This is a genomic window from Chitinophaga sp., from assembly GCF_036566945.1.
Lineage (GTDB): Bacteria > Bacteroidota > Bacteroidia > Chitinophagales > Chitinophagaceae > Chitinophaga.
In genome coordinates, this window is record NZ_DATCVJ010000788.1 from 1 (window position 1) to 10520 (window position 10520).

The 10520-nt window shown below is 46.6% G+C and carries 13 protein-coding genes; 8 read left to right on the plus strand and 5 right to left on the minus strand.

Features of this window, described 5'->3' with window-relative positions:
- The first annotated feature begins 99 nt into the window (after positions 1-99).
- From VIP81_RS23760 to cbiB, 3 genes are read left to right on the plus strand one after another with little or no spacing between them, the layout of a single operon-like run.
- Positions 100-1569, plus strand: coding sequence for a cobyric acid synthase (locus tag VIP81_RS23760; protein ID WP_331967229.1), 1470 nt, complete (start codon positions 100-102; stop codon positions 1567-1569).
- A 12-nt stretch (positions 1570-1581) separates the two neighbouring features.
- Complete coding sequence (locus VIP81_RS23765) at positions 1582-2604, plus strand: pyridoxal phosphate-dependent aminotransferase (protein ID WP_331967231.1); 1023 nt, start codon at positions 1582-1584, stop codon at positions 2602-2604.
- Complete coding sequence (cbiB, locus tag VIP81_RS23770; protein WP_331967233.1) at positions 2589-3545, plus strand: adenosylcobinamide-phosphate synthase CbiB; 957 nt, start codon at positions 2589-2591, stop codon at positions 3543-3545. Before VIP81_RS23765 ends, cbiB begins: the two co-directional genes overlap by 16 nt.
- Positions 3546-3548: 3 nt before the next feature.
- Here the strand turns inward: cbiB and VIP81_RS23775 are convergent, their stop codons facing one another.
- From VIP81_RS23775 to VIP81_RS23785, 3 genes are all read right to left on the minus strand, one after another.
- Complete coding sequence (locus tag VIP81_RS23775; protein WP_331967235.1) at positions 3549-5450, minus strand: tetratricopeptide repeat-containing sensor histidine kinase; 1902 nt, start codon at positions 5448-5450, stop codon at positions 3549-3551.
- A gap of 9 nt (positions 5451-5459) precedes the next feature.
- Complete coding sequence (locus VIP81_RS23780) at positions 5460-6194, minus strand: LytTR family DNA-binding domain-containing protein (RefSeq protein ID WP_331967237.1); 735 nt, start codon at positions 6192-6194, stop codon at positions 5460-5462.
- Positions 6195-6311: 117 nt separating this feature from the next.
- Positions 6312-6719, minus strand: coding sequence for a hypothetical protein (locus VIP81_RS23785; protein WP_331967239.1), 408 nt, complete (start codon positions 6717-6719; stop codon positions 6312-6314).
- A 238-nt stretch (positions 6720-6957) separates the two neighbouring features.
- On the opposite strand from VIP81_RS23785, the gene VIP81_RS23790 reads away from it, so the two are divergent.
- From VIP81_RS23790 to VIP81_RS23810, 5 genes are all read left to right on the plus strand, one after another.
- Positions 6958-7800, plus strand: coding sequence for an SDR family oxidoreductase (locus VIP81_RS23790; RefSeq protein ID WP_331967241.1), 843 nt, complete (start codon positions 6958-6960; stop codon positions 7798-7800).
- A gap of 218 nt (positions 7801-8018) precedes the next feature.
- Entirely contained in the window at positions 8019-8261 is a 243-nt protein-coding gene (locus tag VIP81_RS23795) for a hypothetical protein (protein WP_331967243.1), read from the plus strand.
- Between the two features lie 112 nt (positions 8262-8373).
- Positions 8374-8679 (plus strand): hypothetical protein, encoded by a 306-nt coding sequence (locus tag VIP81_RS23800; protein ID WP_331967245.1) that lies wholly within the window; start codon positions 8374-8376, stop codon positions 8677-8679.
- Positions 8680-8681: 2 nt separating this feature from the next.
- Positions 8682-8966 carry a DUF6881 domain-containing protein gene (locus tag VIP81_RS23805; protein WP_331967247.1) on the plus strand — a complete coding sequence of 95 codons (285 nt, stop codon included), beginning with the start codon at positions 8682-8684 and terminating at the stop codon, positions 8964-8966.
- A gap of 43 nt (positions 8967-9009) precedes the next feature.
- The gene (locus VIP81_RS23810) at positions 9010-9225 is read left to right on the plus strand and encodes a hypothetical protein (RefSeq protein WP_331967249.1); all 216 of its coding nucleotides are present in this window, start codon (positions 9010-9012) and stop codon (positions 9223-9225) included.
- An 18-nt stretch (positions 9226-9243) separates the two neighbouring features.
- Here the strand turns inward: VIP81_RS23810 and VIP81_RS23815 are convergent, their stop codons facing one another.
- Both VIP81_RS23815 and VIP81_RS23820 read right to left on the minus strand, forming a co-directional pair.
- Entirely contained in the window at positions 9244-9936 is a 693-nt protein-coding gene (locus tag VIP81_RS23815) for a uracil-DNA glycosylase family protein (protein ID WP_331967251.1), read from the minus strand.
- A gap of 8 nt (positions 9937-9944) precedes the next feature.
- A partial coding sequence (locus tag VIP81_RS23820; protein WP_331967253.1) for a response regulator occupies positions 9945-10520 on the minus strand: 576 nt, incomplete at its 5' end.

Below are 10520 nucleotides of genomic sequence, written 5' to 3' on the forward strand. Positions count from 1 at the left end.
CAGTATAATCCTGAGTAAGACAAAAAATCGCCTCAATAGCTTTTTGCCTTCTGCTTTACGCTTTTTAATATCTTCGCTTCACTTAAAGATGAGATGCATATGAAACAGCTCCGGCCTGTCATGTTTGTAGGGACCGCTTCCGATGTGGGTAAAAGCGTGATCACTGCCGGGTTTTGCCGTATTTTTAAACAGGATGGTTATACGCCTGCCCCTTTCAAGGCGCAGAACATGTCGCTCAATAGCTACGCTACGCCCGATGGCCTGGAAATAGGCCGTGCACAGGCGGTGCAGGCGGAAGCTGCCGGCGTACCCTGTCATACCGATATGAACCCGGTACTGCTCAAACCTACCAATGATCAAACAGCCCAGTTGGTGCTGCATGGCAAACCTGCCGGCAACCAATCTGCCTGGGAGTATTTTATGGAAGATGATAAACGCGCCCTGTTTGAAGAAGTGAAGCAATCATTTGATCGCTTGTCTCACAAATATAACCCGGTGGTCATGGAAGGCGCCGGCAGTATCTCGGAACTAAATCTGCGGCAGAAAGATATCACCAATATGCGCATCGCGCTCCATGCCGGTGCAGCCGTATACCTGGTTGCAGACATCGACCGGGGCGGCATTTTCGGCAGCGTATACGGTACCATTGCCTTGCTGCCGCCGGAAGAGAAAGCATTGATAAAAGGGATCATCATCAATAAATTCCGCGGCGATATCCGCCTGTTTGAAGACGGACGTAAACTGCTGGAAAACCTTACCGGCGTGCCGGTAACGGGGGTATTACCTTACTACCATGATATTTATATTGAGGAAGAAGACACGCTGGGACTATCGCTCAAACACAAACGCCAAACCACCGGTCGCATAAATATAGCCGTGGTGCTGTTGCGGCATATGTCTAACTTCACCGACTTTCATGCTTTGGAGAAAGATGAACGGGTACATCTTTTTTATACAGATAACCCGGCAGAACTGGCCACGGCAGACATTATTATCCTGCCCGGCAGTAAAAATACCATCGAAGATCTTATTGCTATCCGGAATAACGGGACCGCCCGCGCTATAACGGAGGCGCACAAACGAAATAAAGTAGTGATCGGTATTTGCGGTGGCTACCAGATGATGGGCACACAGGTGGCAGATCCATTCGGGGTGGAAGGCCCCATCGCCAGTATCCCCGGACTGGGCATATTACCGGTGAGCACAGTGCTTACCCGGGAAAAAGTTACGCAGCAGCGCAGCTTCCGCTACCGCCATCAGGAAAAGATCTGTGAAGGATATGAAATTCATATGGGAGAAACCAGCACCACGAAACCTTCTCCGCTGAATGAACTTACCAATGGCGCCACAGATGGCTATTTTCTCAGTCCTCAATGCTGGGGCACCTATTTGCATGGTATCCTCGACAATGATACCGTGGTCAGTGATTTATTGGCACAATGTGGGAAAGTAGCCGTGGTAAAAGATTTCGACTATAAGGCTTTTAAGGAAGCGCAATATGATAAACTGGCCGCGCACATGCGCGAACATCTGGACATGTTAGCTGTTTATAAGGCACTGGAATTATAACAATATTGCACTATGATACAAGGACATGGAGACGATGGCTATCTGTTTGACCGGCCCGTTAAAGCGGATTTTAGTTCCAATGTGTGGTATGGTGGTTTGCAGGAAGGGCTGAAAACCCATCTCAGCAACAAACTAAACGGGATAGCTCATTACCCGGATGCAGGGGCGGACAAATTGCAGGCACTGCTGGAAAAACATACAGGGCTGCCCGCCGGCAGCATCATGGTCACCAATGGAGGTACGGAGGCCATTTACCTGGTAGCACAGGCATTTACCGGTGCCACCGCCACCGTGGTAGCACCTACTTTTGCCGAGTATGCAGATGCCTGTAAACTGTATCGCCACCAGGTGTTGTATTTGTCATGGGATAAACTTACGCCGGATACCATTTTCAATACCGACATGGTTTTTCTCTGTAATCCCAATAATCCTACCGGTCAGGCGCTGGAAGAGCAGGCATTGCAAAGATTGATTCAGCTCAATAAACACACGGTATTCATTATCGACGAAGCATATATAGAATTTACACTGGATGCGGCCACCATGCTACCGCACCTGCATCGTTTGCCTAACGTGCTGGTGCTGCGCTCCATGACAAAGAGCTGCTGCATTCCCGGACTGCGCCTGGGATATATTGCCGGCAGGAAACAATTGTTGGAACGGGTACGCGCTTACAAAATGCCCTGGTCGGTCAATAGTCTCGCGCTGGAAGCAGGCTATTATATATTGGAACATCCGAAACTCTTTACCCTGGCCAAAGAATCATTGCTGCAGGATACTTTTCATTTATGGGAAGGCATTCGCAAAATGCCGGAGTTTAAGGTAACGCCAACACATACACACTTTTTTCTGTTCGAAACACTCACTGGTACTGCCGCTTCGCTGAAAGCCTGGCTCATGGAAAATCATGGTATCCTGATCCGGGATGCCTCCAATTTCCATGGCCTGGAACAAGGCCATTGCCGCGTTGCCTGTCGCAGTGCCGATGATAATAAATTACTGATTACCGCATTGCGCCAATGGACCCTGTATTAAAATTCGTATTACCGTTAGCGTTAGGATATGCCGCCGACTTGTTACTGGGTGATCCGCGTAGCTGGCCACATCCGGTGAAAGTGTATGGTCAACTGATTCAGCAAGGCTCACAATGGCTGAATAGGGGAGCTGCACGTTTCTGGAAAGGTACCTTGCTCACACTCGCATTGTGTACCATGGTGTACTGCTTTTTTTATTTTGCACAAAAGGGCCTGGCACAATGGCCCCTCGCCTGGTATACCTTCAGTACGGTGTTTGTCTTTTTTGCACTGGCCAACAAAAGTCTCTTGCAGGAAGGCAAAGAAGTATTTGATACCCTGCATAAAGAGGGACTGGAAGCCGGCCGCAAGCGCCTGTCCTGGATTGTAGGAAGAGATACGGCACACCTGACGCCGCAGCAAATACGTATTGCGGTAATGGAGTCGATGTCTGAAAACCTGAGTGATGGCGTAGTGGCGCCGTTATGTTTTTATGCGGTGCTGGGATTACCCGGTATGATGCTCTATAAAATGATCAACACGCTGGATTCCATGATTGGCTATAAGAACGAACAATATCGCTACTTTGGCCGCTTTGCCGCCCGATTGGATGATGTGGCCAATTTCATTCCGGCACGCATCACGGCTTTGCTGATGATCCTGTTATATGGCAGCAGCCGTGCCTGGCATTTTACGCTCCGGTATGGATCTGCACATGCGAGCCCGAATGCAGGTTACCCCGAAGCCGCGCTGGCAGGCATTCTCGACTGTCGTTTCGGAGGCCCCAACACTTATGGTGGAGAAGTGGTGCACAAACCTTATATCGGCGAAAATGAACGTAATATTGAACACGAAGAGTTTGGGAAAGTAAAGTATCTCAACCATGCGGTGACATTCGTGATGATCATCTGCATCATCGCCATAAAATATTATCTGCTGTGGCAGGCACAACAGGCGCAATAGCCCTTATTTTTCGCGTTGGGTAGGAATGATCAATGTTACTTTTACGCCTTTACCACCTTTGTCTTTTTTGTCTGTAATAACGATGGAGGCCAGCTTTCCGGTTTGCTTACTGAGTATTTTTAACCGCTCCTGTGTAATAATACCAGAGAGAGAATCCTTTTCGGGATTGCTTTTTTCTACGATACCAAGACCATTATCTTCTATTACGCAATGAAGTAATTCATTGTTCAACTGCAGGGTAATCGTGATATGTCCTTTATACGGAAGGTTGCGCATGCCATGCTGGATGGCGTTTTCCACGAAGGGTTGCATCAGCATAGGCGGAATGAAAATGTCCATGTCTTCACAACCTTCAATAGGATGGATTTCATAATCAAATACATTTCCGAAGCGTATCGCCTGTAAGCTGAGATAGTTTTCCAGGGCTTCCACTTCCTGGTGTAGCTGTACCAGGTTATGCCGGGAGTTTTCGAGATTGAGCCTTAACAGCCGGGCAAATTTATTCAGGTACTTAACAGATTTTTCCTTCTCATCATGCCGGATAAAACTTTGCAGTACGGCCAGGGTATTAAAAATAAAATGCGGCTCCATCTGGCTGCGCAACAGGCGTTGTTCCAGTTCTGTACTGTGTTGCAGCGTTCTCAGTTTTCGTTGCCTGATCAGTACAATGGTGAGTGCCGTACCCACCAGCAGGAGGATACCAAAGATAAAAAGAATGAGGCGTTGCTGTCGCAGGATCGTCGCCTGGTTGTTATACTGCCGGCTGATGTCAAGCGTTTTATGCTGTTGCTCTTTCAGTTCATTGATGGCCTGCAACTCCATTACTTTCTTCAGCTGTTGTTCTTCCATTTCGGAGAGCGACATATTGTAGGCGGAATCGAGGTACGTGATACCTTTTTTATAGTCGCCGCTTTCGGAATAAATATTATATAAGGTGCTGTAGGCTGCACTGAGGTTCCCTACATTTTCCGGTTCCCTGGCCATATCCACGGCTTTATTGAGATAGAAGATGGCTTTGGGGAAATCTTTTTCTTCCAGGAACATCTGCCCGTAATTAACATACTCCTGGAAGGAAACTTTGTTTGCTCTTTCTTTGATATGAAAAGCCTGTACCATCAGGTGGTGGCCTTTTTCCATATCACCCATTTTTTCATACAACACGGCGAGTGCGGAATAAACGGTGGCGATTCTGATAGAGTCGGATTGCCGTAAGGCGAGGTGTTGTGCACTGTCTTCATAATGAAGCGCCAATTTTAAATCATGTTGGCGCTCCGCTATCCGCGATTGCGCTTCCATGAGATACGACATATAATAGTAGTTTTTTCTGTTGGGGTAGGCGGCAATGGCCTTGTCGGTATACAGCTTCGCCTTGTCGTACACACCATAGCGGAAATGAATTTCCGCTGCCAGGTCGTATACCCGGTAGATGTCGGGATAATGAAAACGTGCTGCCAGCTCCAGTAAAGTATACATCCGGGAGAAGGTGCTGTCGTCAATTTTCTTTTGCAGATCCAGGCGCAGCAATCCCATTTGCTGTAGTATGTATAGTTCAATGTAACGGCTGGTATCAGGGGGAGTGGTGGGCAACATGCGCCGGTAGCTGATGGCAGCGGCTTTAGTGCTGTCTGCAAAATATTGCTGCCTGCCCAGCAGGTAATAATAAAGTCCCTTGCCTTGCTCCCCAGCCGCTTCAGCAGCGGGTTGCAACGCTATCATTTTTTTTCGGGCCACGGCTCCGGAAAATCTTTCGCCGGAATCTATCAGTTGTTTTAATACACTCACTATCGCCGGATCGCCTGTGGTGGCTGGGTTGACAGACGGCACGGGTTTGTTTTGCCGGCTGCAGCTGAGCAAACAACAAAAGGTAATAGTCAGTAATAAAATAAACCGATAGGAAAAAGACATGTCTGCAATTTAATGATCGCCGGTGAGAAACTGCCTGACGAACTCCCTTTTACGGGATGATACCGGGATTTCACTGCCTTCTTTCAACACCAGGATGCCATCTTTCAGAAAGCGGTCTATGAAATGATGGTTCACAATATACGATTGATGAATACGGATAAACCAGTTATCAGGCAGCAGTTCTTCATACTCTTTAATAGGGCGCGACACCGTTACTTTTTTCTTGTCGGTCAAATGAAAGGTGGTATAACTGCCATCACTCTGGCAATATAAAATATCTTCAAAAGAAACTACCTGCAGGTATTGATGGGAGCGGAGCACAATACGGTTATGCAACCCCGGTTTTTTATGCGCATCGGCTACTTCCAGCTGTAACCGGTTATTGACAGGGCTTTCAGACTTTAAACGATGAAGGGTTTCTGACAGTTCTTCTTCATCCACCGGCTTCAACAGGTAATCATAAGCGCCAAATTTAATGGCTTTGATCGCGTGTTGATTGTAGGCAGTAATAAAAATAATACGGAAGTTCCTCTCCGGAAACTGCTGTAACAGTTCAAAGCCTGTCCCGTCAGACAGTTCAATGTCCAGTAACAGCAGGTCCGGCTCTGTATTGGGAATAATTACCTTAGCTTCAGCAATACTACCACAACTTCCCAGTACTATAAAATCAGGATATCGCTTCATCAGCCATTCAAGGTCCTTTCTGATGGCGGGTTCATCATCAATAATCAACGTACGGATCATAATTTCCTTTTACAGGTTCCAATGCTATTTCACAGGTAAGCGATAAACAGATATCTAAAAGTAAGGGATTTTCACAGTCTTCAAAACTATGGGTTATAAACAGAGATGAGAGGCCGGCTAGATGCCCTGGTGGTTACTGTTGACCAGGATATTCGTCTCGTCTTCGAAAGATTTAAATTCATCTTTGCGGGTCGACTTAAACACCACTTTGATCAATAGCAGCCCTATAATGACAGGGATAGCGCCGCCGAAGCTGATGATCAGCTGTTGGAAAATGAGGCTCAATACAACGGTGAAAAGGGCAAAGCCCGCGAGCATACCACCGATGATCCACATCACAGGCGGAATAAAATCCACCTGCAGATAATGTTGCTTATACCGCAGCAGGTATTTGAAATTGTCGTGCGGAATAATGATGGTCTGCGGACTCAAAAATGGCTTTTTTAATTGCGCCTTTGGAAAGTGTTGCTGCACCTCTGAAAAGATCTGCTGTACACTTTTTGACTGTGAATTCGTAATCTGCATGTAAACGGGATTTATGGGTTTCTCAATAATGTCTTGTTTGTAATATGACTGCAAAGTAGGACGGCCAACGGGTGTAAACAGACCGGAATCTATATCCGCCTGCATATTCTATATATTCGCAGGCCTCCCGATTGTTTTCTATCTTCGCCGCCATTATAATCAGGTCCGGGAACGCCTTAGAAAAAACCTTCCACGCTTAGCATCCGTATTTATAGGAGTGTTATCGTAAAAAACAGGTATGAGTAGCAAAGAGGAAAAGATTAGTATTTTAAGTTGTGGCTGGCTGGGGAAACCGCTGGCGTTACATTTACAGGCAGCGGGCTACCCCGTAAAAGGCGCCAGAACCAGTATGGAAGGGGTGGAGGAGCTGACCGCACTCGGACTGGAAGCCTACACCGTTATCTTATCTGAAGAGGTGCTGACCGGCCCGGATGAATTCTGGGAGTCAGATATTCTGATCATTAATATTCCCCCGCGCAAAGAAAGAGGGATGAACGCACATATAGCAGAAATAGCCCTGCTGCGTAGCTTCATAGAAACCACAGCTATCAGTAAAGTGATTTTTGTGAGTTCTACTTCTGTTTATGCAGATGTAAACGGCCTGGTGACCGAGGAAAATGAAGTCATGCCAGACACGCCCAACGGGCAGGCATTGCGTGCGGCAGAAACGCTGTTACTCAGTTCTGAACGCTTTGATACCACGGTCCTGCGCTTCGGTGGCCTGATAGGCTACGATCGTTTACCGGATGCCCATCGGGTGAAGGAAGGCAAAAGGATCAATGAACAACCTATGAACGTGATCCACCGGGATGATTGCATAGGCGTGATCAGCCAGGTGATCAGCCGGGGCATTTGGGGCGAAGTATTCAATGCCTGCGCCAGCGGACATCCCCAACGCAACAATTATTACAAGGCAGCCGCACAGGCATTGGGCGTAACAATGCCCCGCCGTTTGCCACCGGAAGAGGATCAGCCATATAAAATTGTAGGCTCCAAAAAGTTAAGGCACGTACTCGGCTATACGTTTAAGTATGATGATCCGTTGCTGGTGTTTGACCCTCCCAAAAAAAAGAAGAAATAGGAGGAGGGGCCCTCCGGCCCCAAAATGCTTTACCGGTAAGGAAACCCCGCCCCCAATGAAACAGGGCGCCAGCACTACCCACGCGTTATTCATCTCCCTGAAAAATACTTTGCTGTACCTTTGCGCAAAACACCCTGCCTATGCGACCCTACCTGCTATACCTGCTTTCGTTCCGGCGACTTTTTCAGTTGGCATGTATCTGTTGCTTTCCCCTTTTTATGCTGTTTGCCATGACGGCGGGCTTCGTAGATGTTTTACCGTTATTTGATAACCAATTCACCAGCGAAACCCTGCTTGTTTGCGGCATCGGTTACTTGATAATTTCAGCCTTCTTCTATCGTACCCGCCCTCATCTCTTTTTAATTTTTTTTACAATTGGTAAAGCCTGTCTGCTGGCGGGCTTAGCCGCGTACTACTATTTCTGGAACTACGCGCCATACCCGCCGGAGTTCATCGACTAAAAAAAATTGTTTACATGTATTTAAATCGCTATATTGTTACACTACCTCACTATGCCAACGGGAGGTACATTCAACCATAGTATATTTATATCACCTAAACCTAATCAAAGCCGTGAATCTGCTGCTACTTAGCCTGTTTGCCCTGGCATTTTGGCTGATGTTCTCCCTCTACCGGAGTCACAATCGCAAGAAGGCGGAGCTATTGCTGCCCGTAAGATCTGCGAATATTGTAAAAATTCATAGTTACAAGTCCTTCGGCATTATTGCCACTATCAGGTTTAAAGATGACCTTACGCCACAGATAGGGGACCGGTTACATGAAGAAGGTAATATTTACCAGATAACGGGTGTGGTCACGCCAGATGCAGTACAGGAACAATCTAAAGATACCTGGGACTGCCGTTTGGTAAAAATCTAGCAATGGAATACCTCAAGATTTCCTGGCTTCATCACTTCGAAGATGAACCGGTATTCCTATACAGTGAAATTGACGCACTTCGTTTTGAAAACCGGAAGATTGAAATATATCATGATGGTAGCTTTGGTATTGCCAACAGTAATTTCCATTTTGGCGGTACCGCCCTATCAGATGTGGTGATGCCCGACATAGAAGACATCAGCGAGGATAAACAATTTATTCCGGAACTGATTTCACAGGCAGAATTTGAATTAATCTGGAATCAATATTATTATTTTTTGTCCTGACATAGCTGGTCCGTGATTTGCTGAAGATCTCTAAAAGGATCTTATGAACGCTTTTATGATTAAAACATCCGGAGGCCGCTTCTACGTAAAGCCATCTTCCGCCGAACGCTTTCTGGTAGACGTAGATGGCGAGGAAATTATACTGGAGAAAGATGAAGACGGATATGTGCGTGCACCGGGCGCTACAGACCATGGTCATCGCTTAAACATGGGCTTGTTGAATAGCATTGCCGACCAGATTGCGGTGCAAACAGCGTAAAAAATCCACAAACCGGGGTTATTGGTGGGTATCAAAAGCCGACAAATACTTATCGATATACAACTCCTTGGTTTTTGTTTTATACTGCATCACAAAACGCGGATGCTCCAACGGCACAATCGTTTTAAAAAATTGTTCCTTTTCGTTTAACGCCTGCAGGAATGCAGCATTTTTCCCGGTACCCATACAATAACAAACTTCCCGGCTGATATTCCATTGCAATTGTTCCTTTAAACTACTCACAATAAAAGGGTAAGCTGCTTTTGTCAGCGCCGCACTATCATAATAGTTATAGTTGATTTCTTTTCCTCCCGGTTGAACGGCTGTGAAGCCCAGTGGGCAAATACTGCTGATATAAAAGTGCTGATAAAACTTTTCCACGCCGCCATAGGCAGCTATTACATCATACACAAAAACAGAAGAAGGTTCATGGGTTTTCAATCCGGGGATCTCAATGCCACATTTATCCAGCATCCGCTTGGTATCGGTAAAAGGCACACCGGTAGACCCGGACCCCAGCCGGCCGGGATTGATGCCCAGGATCAGCTGTCTGGGCTTTTTATCATCATAAAACTTTTTGTAAAACTGTGTCATGATGTCTTTAATCCCCGGACCTTCTTTAAAAGGATTCATGACACGAATACCCTCAGGCAGTTTGCCCGGGAACTGAAGGTGACTGTTAAATGCGATGATCTGGTCTGCGATAGTCATCCGGCAATTTACGCCATTTGATGATGCCGCGTAATTTTCTCCAGGATGTCTTCTTCCCGGTAAGGCTTCATAATATAATCATTCAATCCAGAGCGCAGGTATAGCGCAATATCATCTTCCATTACATTACCGGTAATGGCGATAATGGTCACCGCCGCCTTTTTCTTGTCAGGGAGTTCCCTGATCATGCTGGTTAACATCAAACCATCTATGCCGGGGAGGTCAATATCCGTCAGCACAAAATCGAATGATTCCCGCTGGTAAATTTCCAGCGCTTCTTCCGCAGAAGATACGATCAGGTAGTTGGCCTGCATCCTGTCCAGCATCAGGGCCAGTAATTTCTGATTGAGGATACTATCCTCTATGACTAACAATTTTATACCTGCCGGTACAGTGGCGTTTGCAGATGTATTACTCACGGGGACAATAATTTTTTTGGTAGCAGGTGATGGTGTTAACAACTGATACCTGATTTCAAAATAAAAAGTGGTGCCTTTGCCGGGGAGACTCTCCACATGAATCTCACCTTTATGCAGATCAATGATCTTTTTGGAAATATGTAATCCCAATCCGCTGCCCTGGTG

Coding starts and splice junctions, on each gene's coding strand:
- VIP81_RS23805 (WP_331967247.1), top strand. CDS start 8,682: ATGGAATACCTCAAGATTTCCTGGCTTCATCACTTCGAAGATGAACCG.
- VIP81_RS23785 (WP_331967239.1), bottom strand. CDS start 6,719: ATGCAGATTACGAATTCACAGTCAAAAAGTGTACAGCAGATCTTTTCA.
- VIP81_RS23775 (WP_331967235.1), bottom strand. CDS start 5,450: ATGTCTTTTTCCTATCGGTTTATTTTATTACTGACTATTACCTTTTGT.
- cbiB (WP_331967233.1), top strand. CDS start 2,589: ATGGACCCTGTATTAAAATTCGTATTACCGTTAGCGTTAGGATATGCC.
- VIP81_RS23790 (WP_331967241.1), top strand. CDS start 6,958: ATGAGTAGCAAAGAGGAAAAGATTAGTATTTTAAGTTGTGGCTGGCTG.
- VIP81_RS23810 (WP_331967249.1), top strand. CDS start 9,010: ATGAACGCTTTTATGATTAAAACATCCGGAGGCCGCTTCTACGTAAAG.
- VIP81_RS23765 (WP_331967231.1), top strand. CDS start 1,582: ATGATACAAGGACATGGAGACGATGGCTATCTGTTTGACCGGCCCGTT.
- VIP81_RS23815 (WP_331967251.1), bottom strand. CDS start 9,936: ATGACTATCGCAGACCAGATCATCGCATTTAACAGTCACCTTCAGTTC.
- VIP81_RS23780 (WP_331967237.1), bottom strand. CDS start 6,194: ATGATCCGTACGTTGATTATTGATGATGAACCCGCCATCAGAAAGGAC.
- VIP81_RS23760 (WP_331967229.1), top strand. CDS start 100: ATGAAACAGCTCCGGCCTGTCATGTTTGTAGGGACCGCTTCCGATGTG.
- VIP81_RS23795 (WP_331967243.1), top strand. CDS start 8,019: ATGCTGTTTGCCATGACGGCGGGCTTCGTAGATGTTTTACCGTTATTT.